The sequence below is a fragment of the Pseudomonas aestuarii genome (genome assembly GCF_027988105.1).
GTDB lineage: Bacteria > Pseudomonadota > Gammaproteobacteria > Pseudomonadales > Pseudomonadaceae > Aquipseudomonas > Aquipseudomonas aestuarii.
In genome coordinates this window covers 1-21,151 of record NZ_JAQJZJ010000002.1, presented here as the reverse complement: position 1 = coordinate 21,151, position 21,151 = coordinate 1, and the positions used below count along the sequence as shown (strand labels likewise).

Sequence of the window (21,151 nt, the reverse complement as noted above, 5' to 3'; positions counted from 1 at the left end):
AACTCCTCGATCAAAGAGTAACTGGGAAATGAGCGGTATTGGCAGCCGCGACGGCGACCGTGGCAGTCTCTGCAATGCCCAACATGGACTGAAGAGCCTGAGCCGTTTCTGACTCCTGAGCTTGGTTGAATATGGCGGCCACATATCGGTCGGGACGTAGCAGCAGGAAGGTGCTGGCCTCGACAAACAGTGCGCTTAACTCACCGTTGCGATCGTGCACGATCGTGAATCCCGCCAACGGCGGCGGCAGCGGAGCGTGCTGTGGAATGATCACGATGCGCTTGGCCTCCAGGTGGTCCCAGAGCGGGTGCTGCAGTTGATCCATGCGTTGGTTGCGAAGGTCGCCATATTGAATCAAGGCGAAGCCAGGGCCGATGTACTCATCCAACAGTTGCGCACTGCCTTGCGAGTCGAAAAGTGTCGGCTGCGGCAACATTGTCCCGGCGCGCAGGTTGCCGGCCTTACCTCGGGATAACACCAGGCCCTGGGTAAAACGAGGCTTGGGTTTAAACTTCATCTGCAGGAAGTAATCACGCAAAGGCGGGATCAGCCCGATCACGCGGAAGGTGCTGGTGATGAGCTTGGCACGCAAGGTCGAAGCTGGCGCCATGACCACTCCGAGATTCAATGCCAGCTTGATCAGCGCCCAGGCATGATTGCGACGTTCGCTTTCATAGCTGTCGAGGGCGCTTTGCGCCATTTGTCCACGCAGTACCGCCACGAGTTTCCAGGCGATGTTATGCGCATCGCGCACACCGCTGTTCATGCCTTGGCCCGCGTAGGGTGGGGTCAAGTGTGCAGCGTCACCGGCGAGAAATACACGACCTGCCTGCCAGCGAGAGGCGACCCTGGCGTGGAAGGTGTAGACCACTTTGCGCACCAGCGAATAGCCTTTTTCACCCCGGAACGGCCGCAGCAAGTTGCTGAGGCTGGCGTCGCGGAGCATTTGCTCATCAGTCTCGTCATCCTTGAGCATGAACTCGAAGCGACGTGTCTGATGGGGGCCGGGCACTTCGACGACAGGTCGTTGCGCATCGCAATACACACGAGTCTGCCAGAATGGGTCATCGTCCTGATCCAGATCCACGACCAACCAGCGGGACTTGAAGCTGGAGCCCACCATATCGATACCCAGTTGTTTGCGTACCGGGCTTCTGCCGCCATCACAGGCAACCATGTACTGGGCGCGCACCTCAACCGTTTCACCGGCCTCGTTTTGTACTCGAGCGAGAACGCCTGAGGCATCCTGGATGAAGTCGATCAGTTCATGGCAGAAAAGCGGAGTCAGGCTTGGGAAACGCTCCATTCCGTGCATCAGGGTGCGTTCAAACAGTGGTTGGCGGAACGCGTTGCGTTTGGGGTAGCCGTACTGCTTGCCGACGGGCTCGACCTTGCCAAAGCATCGTCCGCCGGGCTTGTCGAAGTAATGGACGCCGTAGCCTTTTACGACATCAGCCAATACAGCTTCATCCAGCCCTGCTGCCTGCATGGTGCGCAGCGACTCATCATCGATCGAGACGGCACGTGGTTCAGTCACGGTGCCGACTTTACGTTCAATGATGGTGATGCGCACGCCCGCCTGCCCGAGGAGGTTGGCTAAGGTGAGTCCTGTCGGGCCGGCACCGATAATCAGTACGTCAGTATTCACGGGAGTAAGGGTTGTCATTTTTATTCCCTCGTTGACCGCGTTGCTGGTTAGTCCAGTACTTCTGGTCTGTGCGCCAGCGCGGTCATGAGTTGTGAAAGATTGTCGGCAAGGGTGAGGATCTGCTGGCCTTGCACTTCATCCTGTTCGCTGTCGCGTTGCGAGGCAGGGCGTACGCAGCTGATGCTGCCCACAACCTTGCCCTCGCAATCGAATATGGGCGCCGCCAGGCCGAAGACGTCAGCATCCACTTCGCTGGTGCTCAGCACATATCCCTGGCGGCGCAAGCGCTGGAGCGAACGTCGGAACTGCTCCCACGTCTTGCCCAGGTTGCTGGACTCGACATCACTCGGGTTTTCCAGAAACAGTTGGCTCTGGTGTCGCGAGCCCATGTTGGCGAGGATTGCTTTGGAGGTGGCCCCCATGAACAACGGTCTTGGCGAACCTCGCGAATAGCTCACCTGATTCGAGAGGTTGCCGGTTTGATGAACGCAGACCACTTGATCCTTGAACAGCCGACACACCAGCCACACTTGCTCGGCACCCCACTGCGGAAAACTGGACTCCAGAGTGTGCGCAGCGCGTACCAACGGGTCGCTTACGCGCAGTTGGCGATCCCAGGTAATGATCCTGGCGCCGAGTGCATAGCGACCGGCCTCTACTTGAAACAGCAAGTTGGCCTCAGCCAGTTCGCGTACGTAGCGGTAGGCTGTGGAGCGTGTGAACCCCATCGCACTGCTCATGCCATCGACCGTCCAAATCGGATGGTGTTCGGTGAACAGGTCTAGGATTCGTAGCATCCGCTCCAGGCTGGAGCCTCTGCTGTCAGCCAGGTGCTCGGTGCTTTCTTCAGAATCAAACGGTCTTTGCATGTCAGCGCTCGTCTACAATACTGTTGCGCAGGATACCAATGCGCTCGATTTCGATTTCGACGATATCACCCGGCTTCATCCAGACCGGGGGCTCGCGGAATGCGCCAACACCACCGGTTGTGCCGCTGACGATGACGTCGCCAGGGGCCAGTTCAGTGAACGCGGTGCAATATTCAATCAACTTGCGCACATCGAAAATCATGTCGCTGGTACGGGTGTGTTGCATCACTTCGCCGTTTAGGCGGGTCGTGAGTTCAAGGTCCTGCGGGTCGACGATTTCATCGCTGGTAACCAGCCATGGGCCAAACCCACCGGTAGCCGGGAAGTTTTTGCCTGGAACAAATTGGATGGTGTGCTTCTGCCAATCACGCACGCTGCCGTCGTTGTAGCAGGCATAACCGGCGACGTAGTCCAAGGCGTCCTCCGGTTTTACGTGGCGAGCGGTCTTGCCGATCACCACTGCCAGTTCACCTTCAAAGTCGAGCTTGTGGGAAACGGTGGGGCGAACGATGGGCTGCAGGTGTGCCGTCTGGCTGTCCGCAAAGCGGGTGAAAATCATCGGGTAGGTCGGCATGTCTCGGCCAGTCTCGCGCACATGCGTGGCGTAGTTGATCCCGATGCAGAGCACCTTGCCGGGGTTGGCAATAACCGGCAGAAAGGTGATTTCACTCAATGCCAGGCGGGGCAGGTCTTTCAGCGCATCAGGCCCCAGCTCGCTCAGTCGATTGCGCGTGATGGCTTCCTTGAGGTCTGCACCCAGGTGTGACTTGAGCGATTCCAGGTCAATGACGTGGTCACCTTCAACAATGCCGTACGTGGGACGGTTCTGGTAAACGAAGCTTGCGATTTTCATGGGTATGCCTCTGGTTACATCAATGATGAGGAGCGGACTGGGAGGGTGTTGGTTGTTGCTTGTTTGCGGGGTCAAGTCGCAGCAAGGTAATCGCCGTCAGCGCGATGACTCCCGGGATCAATGCTGCGCTGAGGATTTCTGTCAAAATCCAGCCGGCAGCCAGCATCAAACCGCCGCAAACGGGCCCTGTAATGGAACCCACTCGCCCAACGCCTAGTGCCCAGCCGATGCCTGTGGAGCGTATTTCCTGCGGGTACAACTCAGCGGCCAAAGCGTTAAGACCTGCCTGCGCGCCCTGCACCAAAATGCCCAGTACCAACATCGCGGGAAAAAGCGAATAAAGTGAGATAGGCATTTGGCTGAGCGCCAAGACGATAGTCAAGTAACCCACAAACTCGACGGTCAGCACGTTGACTGCGCCCCAGCGGTTCATTAGCCAGCCTTGTATGACTGAGCCGATCACGCCCCCCAGGCTGAAGAGAATGATGGCGCGTATTCCCATACTCAACGGTGCATGGGCTGCGACCAGCAGCGTCGGGATCCAGCTCATGATGAAGTACAAAATCAGCAAGTTCATGGCATACGGCAGCCAAAGCAGCAGGGTGCGGCGCCACATGCCATCTGTGAAAAGACGGCTCAGGGAAGTCGAGGAGGTTGCCTGTTGGCGCAGGTGCGCAAGGCTGGCGGGCAGTTCTGCGAGGTCGGGTGCGAGCCGCTTGATGATAGCGCTGAGAGCAGGGCGACTGCCGGGTTTGCGACTGAGGAACTCAACCGACTCTGGAAGGCGCAATACTACGACGCCGGCGACCAAGAAGGGCAGCGCGCCACCGATCAGGAAAAGGTTTTCCCATCCCCAGGTGGCGAGGAGTTGGTCGACCGTTAAGCCAGCCAACATGGCACCGAGTGGCATGCCACAGAACAGCAGCGTGACGGCACTGCGCGAGTAACGCCGTGGGCTGTATTCAGAAATCAGCGCCACGAGGTTGGGGATTGCCCCGCCGAGGCCTATGCCGGTCAGGAAGCGCACGACGATCAGTTGCGAAACGCTGTTAACAAATGCGGTCAGTAACGCGAATGTGCCGAACAGCAGGATCGACAACACCAGGATTTTCTTGCGCCCCAAGCGGTCCGCCATAGGGGCCAGCAGCAGCGCGCCGAGCATCAAACCAAATAGACCCGCCGCAAAAACCGGGGCCAAGGCTTGTGGCGCCACGTTTAAGGTTGACGCCATGGCAGTCACCAGAAATCCGACGATCTGGGTGTCGAATCCGTCAAGCACTGCAACCAATACGCAGAGGGCGAGCACCTCCCATTGCAACCGGCTGACAGGGCGATCGTCCACTATGTCGCAGAGGATATTGCTGGGCGTAGGAGTGTGCATGAACGTACCTCATATTGTTTTTATTGTCTGGGTGGGAAGGTGCCCTGACTGAGGTCAAATCTATTACTAAGCAAAAATCCTGTAAAGGAAAAACTAACCATAATCCCAAATTGTAGGAAATATGGTATTTTGGCTGTCCTCGGCACTGTTGGAATGTGAGGGGGAAGGTGAGGCATGGCGCAGGCAACTATCGGCTCGGAAAATCAACCACTGGAAGATGTGGCAACAGCCATTCGTTGCGTTCAACGCGGTGTAACTCAAATTTTTCCAATTCAGGCTTCAGGTGACTCAATGTTTTTCATGGTGCGTAGGGCGTACCCGGTATGTACCCGGGTGATGAGAGCCTTCTCGACTGAGTTAACCCAGCCTGCTGCGGGTTGTAAGGTCATCAATGAATAAGTGGATAACTCAATTATGCCGTCGCTTGATAGGCCGGCTTCGCACGGGGGCCTGGCTTCAGTGGCCCTCTCGGTCAGCGCTGACTTTCAGTCTGCACACGACCTCGGCGGCCCTCTTGGCGCTGGTCATCGCACAAGCATTAGAGCTGCACCATCCCTGGTGGGCCGCGATGACTGTCTGGCTTGTGGCCCAACCCACGCGAGGCCTACTGATTGAACGCATTGGCGCACGCCTGATCGGTACGGTGGTCGGTGCCTTGGCTGGCGGGCTTTTGCTGACGGTATTATTTGATCAACACGTTTGGCTCATGCTCGCCTTGGCAGGCTGGATCGCGGTGTGCGCCGGGGTTGGACACCAATTCCGGCATTTTCGAAATTACGGCTTTGTGCTGGCAGGGTATACGGCAGCGATTGTCGCGCTGTTTGGTGTGCTGGACCCCGTGCTGGATGTAGGCCTTGCCCTTGGCAGAATCTATTGCACTGTCATCGGAGTGTTGGCTTCAGCTTGTTTTTCATGGGCGTTTACAGGCAAGTCTGCGTCTCCAGAATCCTTTCACAACCGACTCCAGGCACTGGTTGTAGCCAGTGTTTGCTACAGCCTAAAAAGACTGGAGGTAGGCACTAACCACGATGCGAAAAGCTTAAGTGCGTTATTACAGGAAATAGCGTCACTTGACCTTTATTTGGATGAAATCGTTGCAGGTTCTCGAACGATGCGTTTGCGCGTCCGTCGCACTCGCGACGCGCTGGGTGCGATTGTTGATTTGCTCGTAAGTAGCCACTTCGATGTTGGCGGCACGCTTCGATTTTCTTCTGATCTGCCAATAGGAATTCAAGCAAAGTCGGCGGCTGCAACGGTGCAAGCCGTGAGCAACGAAGTGCACAAACACGCTGAAAACCTACCCGTTGGAATGCTATTCGTTGAAAAACTACAGGGCGTTTTTGCAGCGTTTAATGCTTGCGAAACGCCTCTCAGTGAAGCGTTGCAATTAATTAAACAGCGCGACTGGCGCGCTACCTGCCTGGCCGCGTCCAGACCCTTGATCGCGATGTGCATAGCCACCGCAGTGTGGTGGGGTTTGGATTGGTCAGACGGACCAATGATGGTGATGACGGCCGTGTTGTTCGCCTCTTTGTTCTCCAGCCATAGCCACGCCAATGCGGCGCTAAAAGGTGTACTGATTGGCTCGAGCGCTGGAGCAGTTCTTGGCGTGATCTGCCGCTTCTGGCTGTTGCCCGAGGTGGGAACAGTGTGGGGACTGGCCTTGGTTATCGCCCCATTTTTGATAATAGGAGCGTTGCTCATGGCTCGCCCTGGCACAGCAAAATTGGCCATCGACCTGAACATGACCTTTTTGTTAATCGCTCAACCTGGATTGCATGTGGACACATCCTTCGAACATACCTTGTTGCAGATGTTGGCGATTCTTGGTGGGGTGTTCACCGCCGTGCTGACCTACCGATGGCTTGTTCCTTCATCGCCTGGCTCCCAGCGTAAACGCCTGTACAAGCGCATCGCACAGCTCACACTGAGGATGTTGGATGCCCCTGCCTCACCTGCGCAGGCACGAATTTATGATCAAGTCAGGGATCTTCTGACAAGGCTGATCAGCCTGGAAAAAAAGGCTTCTCCACTGCTCATTGCTGCGTTTGAACGCGCAGCAATTGCTCAGCTTTTCGCTTACCACCGAACCGATGAACATCACAGCCGTGCACTGCACCAGCATTTGGCAACTCTCGCGACTACCAAGCTGGAAAACAAGACGAAAACTGGCGCTGACCTACTTTGAATCAACTGGAGAATACCCATGTCTGACCGCCCATCACCGTGGCAAAACTTTACTGGCCAATACATCGCGGGCGCCTGGCGCTCCGGAAGTACGCGTAAGGTCCTGGAAAATCGCAACCCTTATGACAATGCGCTGCTGACCGAACTTTCGCTAGGTGATGCTGGCGACCTCGACGACGCCTACCGGGCGGCAGAGACCGCGCAAAAAGCATGGGCAAAGACGTTACCTAATGAGCGCGCAGCGTTGTTCATGCAAGCCGTTCGCGTGCTGGACGCCAGGCATGAAGAAATTGTCGACTGGTTGATTCGTGAGTCAGGCAGTACGCGCACCAAAGCCGAGATTGAATGGTCGGCTGTGCGTTCGACCATGATCACATCAGCAGCCATGCCTTCGAGAGTCGTCGGCCGCATTCTGCCGATCGACATCCCTGATAAGGAAAGCCGCGTCTACCGCAAACCACTGGGTGTGGTTGGGGTGATCAGTCCCTGGAACTGGCCAATGCACCTTTCCAATCGGTCGATCGCACCGGCACTGGCACTCGGCAACACCGTCGTCGTAAAGCCTGCCGACGATACGCCGGTGACCGGCGGTTTGTTGTTGGCGAAAATCTACGAGGAGGCCGGTTTTCCACCGGGAGTTTTGAACGTGGTTGTGGGCGACGTGGCTGATTTGGGTGATGCCTTTACCCTGCACCCGATCCCCAAATTCATCTCTTTCACGGGATCGACTCGGGTCGGGCGGCACATTGGCGCGTTGGCAGTCACAGGCCCGACACTCAAACGAGTCGGGTTGGAGTTGGGTGGGAATGCTCCCTGCGTGGTGCTTGATGATGCGGACCTGGATCTGGCGGTGCACGCCGCCGTAGTGGGGCGCTTCCTGCACCAAGGCCAAATCTGCATGAGCAGTAACCGAATTATCGTCGACGCCTCGTTGCAAAAGGATTTCGTCGAAGCTTTTGTAGAGCGCGTCCGTCAGCTTAAGGTCGGTGACCCTGACCTTGCAGATACAGTCATTGGTCCGCTGATCAACCGTCGCCAGTTGGAAGGCGCAGTTGCCCGGATCGAAGCGGCTAAAGCCGAAGGTATCGAGATGCTGTTGGGTGGCGCGGCAATGGGTCAGGTTTTACCACCGCACGTCTTCGTGAATGTGGACAACATGAGCCACCTGGCCCAGGCCGAGCAGTTTTGCCCGGTGGCACCGATCATCACTGCCCGCGACGAAGCTCATGCACTTGAGCTGGCGAACCAGACAGAGTTTGGGCTCTCTTCGGCGGTATTCACCAAAGACGAAGGCCGAGGCTTACGCTTTGCGCAGCAAATCGAGGCCGGCATGACGCACATCAATGACATCTCGGTGAACGATGATCCGAACAACATGTTCGGCGGCGAGAAAAACAGTGGCATCGGGCGATTCAATAGCGATTGGATCATCGCTGAATTGACCAGCGATCACTGGATCTCGGTTCAACACAAGCGTCGCGCTTATCCGTTTTAAAGTCGGTATTAGCAAGTACCGGTAGCAAACGAAAAATGCCCCTATCGCAGGGCATTTTTCCAAAAGCGCCTCTTTTACCTCGTTTTACACCGGCTTGTCAGGCAGCTCTACGACGCGCACCGATTTTTTGTGGGTGAACGCTTGGAAGCTGTAGCGGCCGTGATATTCGCCTATGCCCGAACTGCCCACACCGCCGAACGGCAGGTAGGGCGAGAAGGCATGCAACATCACTCCGTTGACTTGAGCGTCGCCAGACTGGATGTGGTTGATGATGGGCGTGGCGCTTTGCGTGTGGCGGGCGAATACGTACACGGCCAGTGGCTTGGGATGGTGTTGGTTGATCAGATCGACCGCAGTGTCTACCGAATCGAAGGTCAACACCGGCAGAATTGGACCAAACAGCTCCTCAGCCATCAGCGCGTCGTCCCATTTCACCTGGTCAACCACCGTGGCACTGAACACACGCCGCTCGGCGTCGGACTGGCCTCCGACCAGCACCTTGCCTTCGCTCAGGCTCAGCAAGCCCTCAAGCCGTGACACTTGCTGGCCGGTGACAACCTTGCCGGTGGAACCGATGTCAGGCAAGTCCTGGTGGATGCGCTGGACCAGGCGAGCGAGCAGGGCATCCTTGATGCTGCTGTGCACGTACAGGTAATCGGGTGCAATGCAGGTCTGGCCGCTGTTGATGAACTTGCCAAACATCAACTGCGAAACCACCAGGTCCAGGTCGGCATCGGCCAGGGCAATCAACGGGCACTTGCCGCCTAGTTCCAGGATAACTGGCGTGAGGTGTGCGGCGGCGGCTTGCATCACTACCTTGCCGACGTTAGGGCTGCCCGTGAAGAAAATGAAATCGAACGGCAAGCTCAGGAGGTGAGTGTTCTCATCGCGACCGCCCTGAACCACTGCTATGTAGTCGGGGGCGAACGCTTGCTGGATGATTTTCTCGATAACCAGTGAGGTGTTGGGTGTGGTCTCGGACGGCTTCAGGATACAGGTGTTGCCGCCGATGATTGCACCGATCAAGGGGGTGAGCGTGAGGTTTACTGGGTAGTTGAACGGCCCGATGATGTACGTCACGCCAAATGGCTCTTGTGTGACATAGCACTGCGAGGGCGCGATCAGCTCGGGGGTGGGCACTGCCTGCGGCGTGGCCCATTCGTCCAGGTGTGCGAGGGCAAAGTCAATTTCGTGAATGACTGCGCCAATCTCTGCGAGGTCGACGTCACCCTTTGGTTTGCCTAAATCTTCGTCCAGGGCGACATAGAGCAATTCTCGGTGATCGAGTACGGCCTGTTTCAAGCGCTCGAGGCTGTGCTTGCGAAACTCGATGGGACGGGTTTGGCGCGAGGCGAAGAATTCGCGCTGTAACGCAAACAATGTATCGATGGACTCTGAGCTTGGAAAGTTCATGGTAGTTCACCTCTTCGGGTTCAGAATATGTGCGTGACGCATACGTCGGTCATAGAAAGTAGTCCTAGCAGAACATTTTGGCTGCATGTAGCGTCAGCGCCTGGGTAGGGCCGTTAGTGTTGCCGCTGGTGATGTTGGGCATGATCGAGGCGTCGATGACGTGCAGGTGTTCCACGCCCTGACACGCATGCGACCATCCGCTACCGCACCCTCGTCCTTGCCCACCGGGTGCCACATGGTGGTGGCGACGCGCTTGACCTATTCGCCAATCTGCTCATCAGATTGCACGTCACGGCCCGGCCAGACTTCTTCGTCGATCATCGGCGCCAGCGAATCCTGAGTCAGGACGTTACGCATGGCCTTGACTGACTCGACGGCTACTTTCAAGTCGTACTCATGGCCGATGAAGTTCGGGTTGATCAGTGGCGTTGACGTGGGGTTCGAATTGGCCACTCGCACCTAGCCGCGGCTTTTTGGTTGCAGTACCACCAGCTTGAAGGTGACCACGAGTGATGCGTAACTCATGGTATTCACGATTTCACCGTTTTTTTAATTTTATAAAATGATCATTGCTTTCAGCTGAAAGCGACGATCAACCCGGCGACGTGAGCACCGTTGAATAAATGATCGTCACTGGATGTTCTAAATTACCGCGTCATATAACCAGGAGAGACCGGCATACGCTTGTTCAGGGGTGCGCGCGGCGAGCATGCCATTACGTAGTTCGGCAGCCACACCTTCGGCATGGTAGAACTCACCATGAACACGTGCCATGACCTGACAGCGGCCAGTGCGAAGGTATCGGCGAGCTTGATAGGCTTTGAAAGCCGACTCAAGATCCCCCTGACACTTTTCGATTTCCTGTGCGAGTACGACGCCATCTTCCATCGCCATACACGCCCCCTGTGCAAGGTATTGCAACATGGGGTGCGCTGCATCGCCCAGGAGTGTGGTGCGTCCCTCACTCCAGTTCTTCACCGGTTCACGGTCGCACAGTACCCACATCCGCCAGCTTTCAATTTTAGACAGGAGCGTTTGTACGGTGTCACACGTGCCGGTAAACCGGCGGCGTAACTCTTCAGGGTCGCCCTCTGTGTTCCAGCCCTCTACATAGCGGTCGCTGTGGAAGACTGCGACCAGGTTGAACAGTTTTCCACCTCGAAGCGGGTACTGGACCAGGTGCGACTTTGGCCCCCCCCAAAGAATCATCGAGTTGCGACGAAACTCGAGCGGAACGTCCTCAATGGGCAACACCGCCCGGTACGCAATGTGCCCAGAGACCACAGGCGCACCGTCACCGACAATTTTCTCTCTGACTTTCGACCACAGTCCATCTGCGCCAATCAGTGCGCTGCCCTGAATGGTTTCACCTTGGTCGGTGGTCACGCGCACGGACAGGCCATTATCTTCGTAGCCCACCACTTTTGTGGCGATCCTGAATTCGACATCAGCGGACTCGCGACAAGCCGCGAGAAGAACCGAATGCAGATCCGCACGATGCACCAAGGCGTAGGGATACTTGAAGCGATCCTGAAACGCAGCGCCTGTCGGGATGGTTGTAACCACCTCAGCGCTGACACTGTCCATGAAGATTAAATCATCGGGTAACACGGTCAGTTCACGTACCTGATCGGCAACGCCGAGCGTCTCCAGCACGCGAAATCCATTAGGGCCCACTTGGATCCCCGCGCCAACTTCGCGAAACTCCTCGGCCTGTTCGATCAAGAGCGTTTTGAAGCCCTTGAGTGAGAGGGCCAGCGCTGCTGCCAGACCGCCAATGCCCCCTCCAATGATTACAATTGGATCTTGTAGGCTCATGGCGACACGACCTCCACAACGATTTCACCAATCCCTTCAATTCGCGCTTTGATCTGATCACCGTGAACGATGGGGCCCACACCTTCGGGCGTGCCGGTGTACAGCAAGTCACCCGGTTCAAGCGTGTAATAGGTTGAGGCGAATTCGATCAACTGCGCCACGTTCATGATCAAATCCCGTGTATTGGCATGCTGACGTTTCTCACCGTTGACCTGAAGCAGCAACTCCAAGCCCTGTGGGTCGCTCAGCTCATCAGCAGTCACAAGCCATGGCCCCAGCACCGAGTAAGTGTCCAGAGACTTGCGCAAGCTTCGCTCTTCAGGCCCTCGAATCGTAATGTCCAGGCCAATGCAGTATCCGGCAACGTAGGCTAATGCGTCTTTTGCTTTCACATCCTTGGCGCGTTTGCCGATAACAGCGACCAACTCGATTTCATGATCGGTGCGGCGCTCTGGAAGATTAATCACGATCGGCTTACTGACACCGATCAGCGAGCTGGTGGCTTTCAGGAAGAGGCCCGTCTCCTGAATTTTACGGACATTGGCGCGTGTGAACGTCTCCGTGTCTGCGATAGCTTCATCAAGGTGAGCCTGATAGTTGACCGGCGCAGCCACTATCTTCCCGGGGTTACCGACAGGGCTAAGCAGCTCAACATCGCTTAATTTGAAGACGGCTGCGTTTCTCTTGGCCTGCGATATTTCGGGCCGTAGTTCGGTCAGGTTAGCGATCAGAACGTCATGGCGCGGAAACGGATAACAGGCGGGCGACAAAATGCGCATCGCTTGGGAGACGTCATAGACGGTGTCGCCCTCAATGAGGCCCAAACGGTTATCGTTAAACAGACAAATCTTCATTTTTTTCTCCTGGTGTAGTCTTTGCGCTCAAATTGATTTCGCTGCGCCAGAACCCGAGGTGTTCTTGCAGCGGTCGATCAGAAAAGCTGAACAGTACGCATTGCTCATCCGCCTCAAAGGAACGCCAGGCCCAACCCGGAACGACAAATACGTCATCTTTGTAGGCGGTCCACGTTTGATCACAGACCTGGACTCGGAGGCTGCCTTCCACCACACAACAAACGGCTCCGTCGGTTTCGCGAAAACTGGCGCCCTTGAACCCCGCAGGGAACATCTGCATAAAGGCACCCATCGAGCGAATCGGGGAAAGGCCATTAGTGGGATTGGTAAACATCAGTTTGAAACCGTTGCACGCGTCCCACTCATCGACGTGCGACAACTGTTCAAGCGCTGCACGCGTACGCGAGTAGGGGTAGTGAAAAAGCGGACTGACGGGACCACCGTGGGTGTCGCCAACCGGCCTGAGGCCTGCAGCGAATCGCGCATTGGAGTCGCCTGTCGGGCGAGTCAACGCCTGGCGCAGGTTTGGATCATCAGCAGAGAACCCTGCGTTGAGCATCTGCACGACAGGAACATCCAGGCCGTCCAGCCACATCACAGGTTCCGTTCCCTGCGCGCCATGGTCATGGAAAACGTTCGTGGGCGTAATAACAAAGTCACCTGGGCTCATCAGCACCTTTTCGCCATGCACCGTAGTGAATCCACCATGGCCGCTTAAAATCAATCGTAAGGCAGACGCGGTGTGCCGATGACTGGGCGCGACCTCCCCCGGCAGGATCATTTGTATCCCTGCGTAGAGCGATGACGTTATCTGGGATTTGCCCCGAAACTTCGGGTTTTCCAATACAAGCACACGGCGTTCGGCGTCCTCGGCAGAGATGACTTCACAGGCCATTTTCATATTCTGGCGGATGGTCTGCGCACGCCAGATCACGGGATCAGCCGTCTGCTTGGGCTCACGCGGGGTAAGCCCGCGCAACACCTCCCAGAGGGGGCTCATATTGTCGTTGGCGATGTGCTCTCTAAAAGTATTGTTACTCACAAAATATCTCCTTCCCTATCTACCGAGCTTCGTTCAACCGTGCATCGCTAAGGCCTTGAGTTGCGGTCCGTGCGATGTGGCGACGGACGAGGGCCAACGCGACAAAAAGAATCAACATCATGGCCGCAATAAAACCGAAGAACCGAGTGCCCGTACTGGCGAGAATCCATGGCCCGATGAAAGCGCTCAACACGGCGCCCAGCCGTCCAAAGGCCGCGGGTAAGCCAACGCCGCTCGCACGCATCGGGGTAGGGAACATCTGCGCCGCGAGAACAAACAGGATGGCTTGAGTGCCCGGCACACAGAGGCCAAGCAGCAGTAGGCTCGCGGTAATGATCGGTAGTGTGTTCGCTGCAGGTTGAAGCGGCGTCACCATCAGCACTGCACAACAGGCCAACGCACCCGCGGCCATGCACAGCATCGTTTTGCGCGAACCAAAGCGACTGAACAGCCAGCCACCGCCGACGCCTCCAATCAAACCACCGAGACTAAACACGGCCATGCTTGCGCTTGACATACTGACGCTGTAACCGGCCTCGACAAACAGAGAGGGAGACCAGGTAAACATGAGGTAGCTAGACAGAATTACAGTAAAAAAGGCGACCGCCAGAATCCACGTATCACTGGCATATTCACTGACGAGTAACGCTCGTACCGAGGCTTTCTCTACCGCAGCTTTTTCCCCGCTGTCCGTCATCGTTGTCGTCGACGACACTGCATGCCCTAAGCTGCGAATGATGGACAGACAGGCGACCGGTTTGATGTTGCGTGCCACCAAAAATCTCAAAGATTCCGGCAGCCCGATGATCAATGCCAGCGCGACGATTAACGGACCACTGCCGGCTATCACAAAAAAACTACGCCACCCGAGTGCCGGAAGGATTTGCGCGCCCAGCAAGCCGACGACAATGCCCCCAAAGGGCAGCGCGCTCATACCAATAGCCAGTGCAAGGCTACGCCGCCGCAACGGGGTGTACTCAGCCAGCATCGCCGTAACATTAGGCATGGCTGCCCCCATGCCCAATGAGGCAATCACTCGGCATACCCCCAAGAACATCAAGTCATCGGCGAGCGCGCCCAATAAAGTCATCAAACCGAAAGTTACAGAGGACGCTACCAGCGTCCATTTTCGCCCGATGCGGTCGCCCAGGATGCCCCCCGCCGCCGTCCCGAGTGCCATCGCGATAAAACTGAACCCTAGAACGGGTGCGAAGGCAGAGCGGCTAATGCCCCATTCGGATGAAATAGAGGAAAGCGAAAGGCTCAGCACCTGTGCATCTACGCCATCGAACACCATGACCAGGGCGACCAGGAAAAGAATTCGCTTTTGATAGGACGTCCACTTCCCGTGGTCGAGAATCGGGGCTATGTCGATGACTGGCTGCGATGGCTGGCTCATGTTGGACCCTCACACCTCAAGGTGTTTTGTATGATTTGTTGTAATACGATAATTATGCTTTTTTACGAGATGGTCAACAGTTTTATCTTATAGCGCTATTTTTGTTTTATAGCGCTCGCTGTCGCGGTTGCCTGTAAAATGGGTGGATACGTCAAGCGAACCGTCCTAAGGGGTTTGGATTGAAAAAGCAGCACGTCATCGACACGTCACAAACGAAAGCCTTAGCCGCCCAAGACGCAAAAGGAAGCTCTCAGGACCGCCTGATGCGCCTGCTCGAACTGTTTAGCGGGGATACCAAAAGCGACTGGTCTGTGGATGAAGCGGCCGTGGAACTGGGGCTATCGGCTAGCCATACTTACCGTTACTTTCGAACCCTGTCGGGTGCTGGGTACATCAGCGCGTTCACGCCTGGGCGATACGTACTGGGCCCTGCAATCATCGCGCTGGATAGAAAAATGAGGGTGGGTGATCCGATGATCCAGGCCGCAAGGTTGGTCATGGGTGAGATGCTTGATGCAGCGCCCCCCGGAAGCATTGCTATTTTATGCAGGTATTTCCGAGGGCAAGTCATGTGCGTGCATGAGGAGTTCACCACGCGCTTCAAGCAGGACATCAGCTACGAGCGCGGGCTTCCAAGGCCTCTTTATCAAGGCGCCGCTTCAAAAGTGATCCTTGCACACCTCCCACTGCGGCAAGTCAAACCGTATTACGAGGTCGTGATGGACGAATTTGAGCGTTTTGGCCTTGGCGTGGACTGGGCACATGTCAAGAAAACGCTACGCACGCTAAGAACCGAGCCGGTTGTCATCACTTCAGGCGAGTTAGGCAATAGTGCCGCTGGCATTTCCGCCGCCATTTTCGATGACAAAAGAGTCATCGGGAGCATCAGCTTAGTGATACCCGTTGTCGATGCCTCACAAGAAATTAAAACGCTGCTAGCGCCCCTTGTGGCCGAGGCCGGCGTTGCGATGACCCAAAGAATGACGGCATTGGCATCCTCTGGTTCATGAAGCGCGCAGCAGAGTTACCCGTCTGGAAATAGCCAAGGCTCAGTGGTGCGTCGCATGTCCTCATACAGGCGCACAGTATCGGCTTGCGCCAGCGTCAGGCCGATTTCATTGAGGCCGAGCATCAGGCAATTTTTGCGGAACGCATCGATCTCGAAGTGATGAACGACGCCCTGAGACTGGACAAGCGTTTGGGCCGCAAGATTGACCTCAAGTCGCAGGGTTACGTCGCTGGCGGCAAGTGTAAAAAGGTGATCAATTTCATCCTCGGTCAATACGATGGGAAGCACACCGTTCTTGAGGCAATTGCCATAAAAAATATCAGCAAAACTGGTGCTGATCAGTGCCTTGAAGCCGAAGTCGCGCAGTGCCCAAGGTGCGTGCTCGCGGCTTGAGCCGCAACCGAAGTTATCTCGACACAATAGGATTTCGGCTGACCGGAACCTCGGCTGATTGAGTACGAATTGCGGGTTGAGGGGGCGTATTGAACAATCGTCGCCTGGCTGCCCTTCGTCCTGATAACGCCAATTATCGAAAAGATAATCCCCATAGCCGTATTTGCTGATCAGCTTCATGAATTGTTTTGGCAAAATAGCATCGGTATCAACATTAATACGATCAAGGGGCGCCACCACCCCGCAAAACTGTTTGAATGCTTTCACGACGTATTAGCTCCGTTTCTCGTCGACTGTCAAATCCACGAAGTGCCCCGCCAATGCAGCCGCTGCCGCCGTGACCGGGCTCACGAGGTGAGTTCTGCCACCCTGGCCCTGACGCCCTTCGAAATTGCGATTGGAGGTCGATGCACAGCGCTCCCCGGGTAACAGCCGGTCGTCGTTCATGCCTAGACACATGGAGCAGCCAGGCTCACGCCACTCGAACCCTGCGTCAATAAAAATCCTGTCCAGCCCCTCAGCTTCTGCCATGGATTTGACCAAGCCTGACCCAGGTACCACCAACGCTTGTTTGATACGAGACGAGACTTTTCGGCCCATAACAACGTGGGCGGCTGCGCGCAGATCCTCCAGGCGCGCATTGGTGCACGACCCTATAAAAACTTTATCCAGTTCGATCGAAACGATCGCGGTACCCGCCTTAAGCCCCATGTAGTCCAGCGCGCGGACCAGAGCCTGGCGCTTGGTTGGGTCTACTTCGTCCAAGGGATCGGGCACCTTATCTAAAACATCACACACCATTTGCGGAGACGTCCCCCATGAAACTTGAGGGGCAACCGTCGCTGCATCCAGGTGAACCACCTTTTCGTAGACTGCCCCGGGGTCACTATGAAGTGTTCGCCAAAACGTAGCGGCGGCCTCCCATGCCGCGCGTCGTGGCGCGTGAGGGCGGCCGTAGAGATAGGTTAGCGTGGTCTCGTCTACGCCGATTAGCCCAACGCGAGCGCCGGCTTCGATGGCCATATTGCAAAGGGTCATGCGCGCTTCCATGGACAAGCCACGAACCGTACTGCCTGTAAACTCAATGGCATGGCCGGTGGCCCCTGCGGTGCCTATCTTGCGAATTAGGCTGAGGGCCAGGTCTTTCGCGGTCACAAAAGGCGGTAATACGCCGTCGATCTGTACGCTCATCGAGGCCATGGGTGACACCCTAAGGCATTGAGTCGCGAGCACATGCTCGATTTCAGAGGTGCCTATGCCAAATGCCAAGGCAGCAAAAGCACCGTGGGTACTGGTATGGGAGTCGCCACACACGATAGTCATGCCGGGAAGACTGGCGCCTAATTCAGGCGCAATGACATGCAGAATTCCCTGCCCTTTTTCACCCATCCTGAAGTGGCGTAAATCTAATTCATCACAGGTGCGTTCCAGTGTCTGAACCTGAATTTTCGCTACAGGGTCTTGGATGCCCATGGCCAAGTCTTTGGTCGGCACGTTGTGGTCGGAGGTTGCGATTATCGTGCCGCTCCTCCATGGGCTGAGGCCAGCCACCGATAGTCCTTCAAAGGCTTGGGGACTCGTCACTTCATTAATCAATTGAAGGTCAATATAGAGAACCGCAGAGCCGTCCGGATCATGGCGGACGACGTGCGTTTCCCAGAGTTTTTGCAGTAGCGTTTTGGGCACCTCTGATGTCTCCTGTCGGATCGAACACTTCATCGTCGTCAACCTGAGCCGTCTAAGACGGCCGGCCCAACACAATATCACCAAAATTTATCTCATTGCGATAGTTTTGTTTTTATTCGCGTATTGGGATTCGCTGGCTTTTGGCGGGAGACGACTATTACTTTGTAGCGATTTATCGGCGGTTCTTGTACTTCAGCGTACGGCAAAGCGTGTGCGAAAAAGCCCAAGCACCTTGGCCGTCTTGCTGATATTGCCACTACACTGACGAACGACGCCCAGGATGTGCTGTTCAGACCTGTCACGCATCGACCCGCTGTCGCCCACGACGAGGTCGTCATTCAGGCTGCCAGGGGTGGTCTCGGTGCAGGCCTTGGAATAAAAGACAACGCCATTGCGCAGGCTGGTTTTCAGGCGATAACCTTGAGTGGCGATGAAGCCATCGGCAGATGTCTATCGCATTGAATCGTTTGCCGAACACGTCAGCCGGATCAAGCATTTCCAACGAATTGCGCGTGGTCGAAAGCACGTCACGGTACGAGTTGATTGCAACCAGGCCCACCAGATGCGTATCAATGAACGCTGCGTCATAGTGGATGTTGATCACAGTATTTAGCCGGTGTGCGATGAGACATAGGCGATTGTCGATCTTCATCGCTGCGCTTTGAAGTTTGTGAGTGACCAGGCGTGGTTTGAAGGTCTCGCTGCCCGCGACATTCAGCACCCCGGTAATCCCCCCGTTTTTAGCGTTCGCCAGAAGTAGAGGTCAGGCCGTGAGGGCCACCTTCTGTTTGGGGGTGATGCCTCCCAGGGCCATGTTTGGCCGTTCGTGATTGTATGTCCACACGCAGCGAGTTGCATGTTCCTGCACCTCGGCGATGGACTCAAACAAATAATGCCCCAGCCAGTCGTCACGCACCGTGCGTGCCTTCACCGCGAAGGTGCCGAACCCACGAGGCTGACGCTTTCGCCAATTTGCAATGCAGAAGAGATGGCGGCGATGGACATTATCAACACCAACACAGGTCGTAATAGGTATTAAAATACCTATTTATGGATGGCGAAGAGTGTAAATGGGTATTTAATTGCCTTTTATGCGGTGCTTGGCTAAGGTTTTAGGCATTAAGTTACCGGTAATCGCTATGCACAAGCTCACTCTACAAATCTATGCGGGTGGAAGATGGCAGGATGCTATGGGGATTGGCTTCGAGCAGTCTGACCTAGGGTTGGATGGACCTTGTGCGTATGGATACGAGCAGAGCTATCTGGTGAGCACCCTTGACGCTATTGGCAGTCGCCTGGATTGTGCGGTCAGTGCTGCCGTACCTCTGGGCTGGGACTCTTGGCGGAGTAAGCAGGCCCCTGCTTTTCTTTACGATATTTTGCCCGCAGGGGCGGCCAGACGCTTTTTACTGAAACGCTTGAGTGGCGAGCGCCCGCAGGGGCTGAGCTTAGATCTGTTCCTATTGGGGCGCTGTACGCCTGCACCTATTGGGAATCTGCGCATCAAAGAGTCGGCAGACGCTATCGCGGGTAGCCCGGTGTTGGGGTTTACGCGAGACGAAGTGGTCAGCCGCGACTCGCGCTTCCTGGAATATGCCTATGAGCAGGGGGCTGCCATTGGTGGCGCTACTGGGGCGGGTGGTGAGGCTCCCAAACTGCTGTTAACTGAAGACCGTCATGGTGCCCTGCACCCTGATGCTGTATTGCCGGATGCAGATGCAGCACAGCACTGGTTTGTGAAATTTGCACGTAACAAGGCAGGTCGGACGGATCAGGACATTCTCCGTAGCGAGTATTGCTTCTATCGAGCGGTTCGGCAGTTGGGGCTCGATACAGTTGCCGCAGAAGGGCTGGCTTTGGAAGAGGGCAATAAGCCCAGCCTGTGGATGTATCGCTTTGATCGCGAAGTCAGCGCTGCAGGCGTGGGTCGAGTTGCCGTTGAGTCGATGTACTCACTGTGTGGTGTTGCTGAGGCTGGCAGCTATATGTCGCATTCGGAGGTGCTACGAAACCTGGTCGCGTTATGGCAATGCGTTGGGCAGGCTGAGCAGGTTGGTGATTTGGTATTCGAGTACATGCAGCGTGATCTGCTGAATCAGATTCTTGGTAATTCAGACAATCATGGCCGAAACACCTCCATCCTTAGGAATGAGCAGGGCGTGAGGCTGGCCCCGATCTATGATCTCGCCCCCATGGTCATGGATGATGAAGGCGTAACGCGCACAACAAAATGGCCAAAACATATTGAGGTTGCGGGGGCGGTCGCCTGGAGGGCTGCCTGCGGTGAGGCTGCGCAGTGGGTCAACCCTGATGAGCTATTCCAGCGGCTCAGGGCAGCGGCTCAAACTTTCCTGGCCTTGCCTGACTTGCTGAGTGCAGATGGACTGCCCGCTGCGACATTGAACCACCCTCGCATAGCGCTGCGTGATCTCCCTCAGCGACTCAATAAATGGGGACTCATTTAATGGACATCCTTGAGCGCAATCGGATTCTCAGCGAGTTACAGAAGCAGTTGGCTTCTGGGGAAATTACGATCGGGGCGGCAGTTCGGCGGTTACGCAAGGACGTGACTGGGTTGCAGCAGGCCAGGTTCGCCCAAATGTGTAAGCTGTCACTGCGCGCCCTGCGGCAGTTGGAGCATGACGCAAGTAACCCCACCGTTCAGACGTTGAACAGCGTGTTTAATCCATTCGGCATGCAGGTCGGTATCGTGCCAAAGGTTTCGCGCTGAAAACATCGGCCTGTGCAATCTTGTCTGAAACGACGGACAACTTCGGGTCCAGCCTGTGTGAAAGCTCGCTGGACAGGTTAAAAACTGATGCTTACGCAGTGAATGGCGCCGGGGGAGTTTTAATTATGCGTATAAACCATTGTTATAAAAGGAATTAATATTAAAATTGTTTGAATATGCCCCCCAAAATGCCCCCGCGTAATATTGTCGATGAACGGTCATTTAGGGAGTTGAACTGGCATCCACATATGCAGTTTTGTGGCAGCTCAAGGTCTAGTGTGCCCGACCAGCAAAGTGCTGTACCAAAACCTTACGCACGAAAAGCTTACAGATCGCCGAACCGGGGCCGATCAGCTTAGTGTGGAGGCACCAC

Annotated in this window: 19 protein-coding genes and 1 pseudogene; 5 read left to right on the top strand and 15 right to left on the bottom strand. The window is 55.8% G+C overall.

The window, feature by feature from the left end:
* Nucleotides 1-10 precede the first annotated feature (10 nt).
* Genes PH586_RS03960 through PH586_RS03945 form a run of 4 tightly spaced genes read right to left on the bottom strand, consistent with a single transcriptional unit; the run spans nucleotide 11 to nucleotide 4,751 of the window.
* Nucleotides 11-1,666 carry a bifunctional 3-(3-hydroxy-phenyl)propionate/3-hydroxycinnamic acid hydroxylase gene (locus PH586_RS03960; protein ID WP_271346482.1) on the bottom strand — a complete coding sequence of 552 codons (1,656 nt, stop codon included), beginning with the start codon at nucleotides 1,664-1,666 and terminating at the stop codon, nucleotides 11-13.
* 29 nt (nucleotides 1,667-1,695) lie between these two features.
* Entirely contained in the window at nucleotides 1,696-2,517 is an 822-nt protein-coding gene (locus PH586_RS03955) for an IclR family transcriptional regulator (protein WP_271346481.1), read from the bottom strand.
* A 1-nt stretch (nucleotide 2,518) separates the two neighbouring features.
* Nucleotides 2,519-3,370, bottom strand: a complete 852-nt coding sequence (locus PH586_RS03950; protein WP_271346480.1) for a fumarylacetoacetate hydrolase family protein — start codon at nucleotides 3,368-3,370, stop codon at nucleotides 2,519-2,521.
* A 19-nt stretch (nucleotides 3,371-3,389) separates the two neighbouring features.
* Nucleotides 3,390-4,751 carry an MFS transporter gene (locus PH586_RS03945; RefSeq protein WP_271346479.1) on the bottom strand — a complete coding sequence of 454 codons (1,362 nt, stop codon included), beginning with the start codon at nucleotides 4,749-4,751 and terminating at the stop codon, nucleotides 3,390-3,392.
* 391 nt (nucleotides 4,752-5,142) lie between these two features.
* Between PH586_RS03945 and PH586_RS03940 the strand changes: the two genes are divergently transcribed.
* Entirely contained in the window at nucleotides 5,143-6,939 is a 1,797-nt protein-coding gene (locus PH586_RS03940) for an FUSC family protein (protein WP_271346478.1), read from the top strand.
* A gap of 18 nt (nucleotides 6,940-6,957) precedes the next feature.
* Nucleotides 6,958-8,433: an aldehyde dehydrogenase family protein gene (locus PH586_RS03935; RefSeq protein WP_271346477.1), complete on the top strand. Its 1,476-nt coding sequence runs from the start codon at nucleotides 6,958-6,960 to the stop codon at nucleotides 8,431-8,433.
* Between the two features lie 84 nt (nucleotides 8,434-8,517).
* Here the strand turns inward: PH586_RS03935 and mdlD are convergent, their stop codons facing one another.
* The 7 genes from mdlD to PH586_RS03900 all read right to left on the bottom strand — a co-directional run bounded on the left by mdlD (nucleotide 8,518) and on the right by PH586_RS03900 (nucleotide 14,959).
* A complete protein-coding gene (gene mdlD / locus PH586_RS03930; RefSeq protein WP_271346476.1) occupies nucleotides 8,518-9,846 on the bottom strand; it encodes an NAD(P)-dependent benzaldehyde dehydrogenase MdlD in 1,329 nt (442 codons plus the stop codon).
* Nucleotides 9,847-9,910: 64 nt separating this feature from the next.
* Entirely contained in the window at nucleotides 9,911-10,021 is a 111-nt protein-coding gene (locus tag PH586_RS03925; protein WP_456300311.1) for a GMC oxidoreductase, read from the bottom strand.
* A gap of 83 nt (nucleotides 10,022-10,104) precedes the next feature.
* Entirely contained in the window at nucleotides 10,105-10,299 is a 195-nt protein-coding gene (locus tag PH586_RS03920) for a GMC oxidoreductase (RefSeq protein ID WP_271346475.1), read from the bottom strand.
* Between the two features lie 189 nt (nucleotides 10,300-10,488).
* Nucleotides 10,489-11,664, bottom strand: coding sequence for a 3-hydroxybenzoate 6-monooxygenase (locus PH586_RS03915; RefSeq protein ID WP_271346474.1), 1,176 nt, complete (start codon nucleotides 11,662-11,664; stop codon nucleotides 10,489-10,491).
* Nucleotides 11,661-12,518, bottom strand: coding sequence for a fumarylacetoacetate hydrolase family protein (locus tag PH586_RS03910; RefSeq protein ID WP_271346473.1), 858 nt, complete (start codon nucleotides 12,516-12,518; stop codon nucleotides 11,661-11,663). Before PH586_RS03910 ends, PH586_RS03915 begins: the two co-directional genes overlap by 4 nt.
* Complete coding sequence (locus PH586_RS03905; protein WP_271346472.1) at nucleotides 12,499-13,560, bottom strand: cupin domain-containing protein; 1,062 nt, start codon at nucleotides 13,558-13,560, stop codon at nucleotides 12,499-12,501. Before PH586_RS03905 ends, PH586_RS03910 begins: the two co-directional genes overlap by 20 nt.
* A gap of 19 nt (nucleotides 13,561-13,579) precedes the next feature.
* Nucleotides 13,580-14,959, bottom strand: a complete 1,380-nt coding sequence (locus PH586_RS03900; protein ID WP_271346471.1) for an MFS transporter — start codon at nucleotides 14,957-14,959, stop codon at nucleotides 13,580-13,582.
* Nucleotides 14,960-15,138: 179 nt separating this feature from the next.
* On the opposite strand from PH586_RS03900, the gene PH586_RS03895 reads away from it, so the two are divergent.
* A complete protein-coding gene (locus PH586_RS03895) occupies nucleotides 15,139-15,969 on the top strand; it encodes an IclR family transcriptional regulator (protein ID WP_271346470.1) in 831 nt (276 codons plus the stop codon).
* 14 nt (nucleotides 15,970-15,983) lie between these two features.
* Here PH586_RS03895 and leuD read toward each other — a convergent pair whose 3' ends face one another.
* The 4 genes and pseudogenes from leuD to PH586_RS03875 all read right to left on the bottom strand — a co-directional run.
* Nucleotides 15,984-16,628 (bottom strand): 3-isopropylmalate dehydratase small subunit, encoded by a 645-nt coding sequence (gene leuD, locus PH586_RS03890; protein WP_271346469.1) that lies wholly within the window; start codon nucleotides 16,626-16,628, stop codon nucleotides 15,984-15,986.
* A 6-nt stretch (nucleotides 16,629-16,634) separates the two neighbouring features.
* Nucleotides 16,635-18,080, bottom strand: coding sequence for a 3-isopropylmalate dehydratase large subunit (gene leuC / locus PH586_RS03885; RefSeq protein WP_271346468.1), 1,446 nt, complete (start codon nucleotides 18,078-18,080; stop codon nucleotides 16,635-16,637).
* A 301-nt stretch (nucleotides 18,081-18,381) separates the two neighbouring features.
* On the bottom strand, nucleotides 18,382-18,768 hold the full coding sequence (locus PH586_RS03880) for a hypothetical protein (protein WP_271346467.1): 387 nt from the start codon (nucleotides 18,766-18,768) through the stop codon (nucleotides 18,382-18,384).
* Nucleotides 18,769-18,810: 42 nt separating this feature from the next.
* Nucleotides 18,811-18,969, bottom strand: a pseudogene (locus PH586_RS03875) (integrase core domain-containing protein); the annotation flags it as partial.
* Between the two features lie 217 nt (nucleotides 18,970-19,186).
* Here PH586_RS03875 and PH586_RS03870 point away from each other — a divergent pair.
* Both PH586_RS03870 and PH586_RS03865 read left to right on the top strand, forming a co-directional pair.
* On the top strand, nucleotides 19,187-20,512 hold the full coding sequence (locus tag PH586_RS03870; protein ID WP_271346466.1) for a type II toxin-antitoxin system HipA family toxin: 1,326 nt from the start codon (nucleotides 19,187-19,189) through the stop codon (nucleotides 20,510-20,512).
* The gene (locus tag PH586_RS03865) at nucleotides 20,512-20,778 is read left to right on the top strand and encodes a helix-turn-helix domain-containing protein (RefSeq protein ID WP_271346465.1); all 267 of its coding nucleotides are present in this window, start codon (nucleotides 20,512-20,514) and stop codon (nucleotides 20,776-20,778) included. Before PH586_RS03870 ends, PH586_RS03865 begins: the two co-directional genes overlap by 1 nt.
* The last annotated feature ends 373 nt before the right edge of the window (nucleotides 20,779-21,151 follow it).

Coding starts and splice junctions, on each gene's coding strand:
- PH586_RS03950 (WP_271346480.1), bottom strand. CDS start 3,370: ATGAAAATCGCAAGCTTCGTTTACCAGAACCGTCCCACGTACGGCATT.
- PH586_RS03910 (WP_271346473.1), bottom strand. CDS start 12,518: ATGAAGATTTGTCTGTTTAACGATAACCGTTTGGGCCTCATTGAGGGC.
- leuC (WP_271346468.1), bottom strand. CDS start 18,080: ATGAAGTGTTCGATCCGACAGGAGACATCAGAGGTGCCCAAAACGCTA.
- PH586_RS03915 (WP_271346474.1), bottom strand. CDS start 11,664: ATGAGCCTACAAGATCCAATTGTAATCATTGGAGGGGGCATTGGCGGT.
- PH586_RS03900 (WP_271346471.1), bottom strand. CDS start 14,959: ATGAGCCAGCCATCGCAGCCAGTCATCGACATAGCCCCGATTCTCGAC.
- PH586_RS03940 (WP_271346478.1), top strand. CDS start 5,143: ATGAATAAGTGGATAACTCAATTATGCCGTCGCTTGATAGGCCGGCTT.
- PH586_RS03945 (WP_271346479.1), bottom strand. CDS start 4,751: ATGCACACTCCTACGCCCAGCAATATCCTCTGCGACATAGTGGACGAT.
- PH586_RS03865 (WP_271346465.1), top strand. CDS start 20,512: ATGGACATCCTTGAGCGCAATCGGATTCTCAGCGAGTTACAGAAGCAG.
- PH586_RS03935 (WP_271346477.1), top strand. CDS start 6,958: ATGTCTGACCGCCCATCACCGTGGCAAAACTTTACTGGCCAATACATC.
- PH586_RS03870 (WP_271346466.1), top strand. CDS start 19,187: ATGCACAAGCTCACTCTACAAATCTATGCGGGTGGAAGATGGCAGGAT.
- mdlD (WP_271346476.1), bottom strand. CDS start 9,846: ATGAACTTTCCAAGCTCAGAGTCCATCGATACATTGTTTGCGTTACAG.
- PH586_RS03960 (WP_271346482.1), bottom strand. CDS start 1,666: ATGACAACCCTTACTCCCGTGAATACTGACGTACTGATTATCGGTGCC.
- PH586_RS03955 (WP_271346481.1), bottom strand. CDS start 2,517: ATGCAAAGACCGTTTGATTCTGAAGAAAGCACCGAGCACCTGGCTGAC.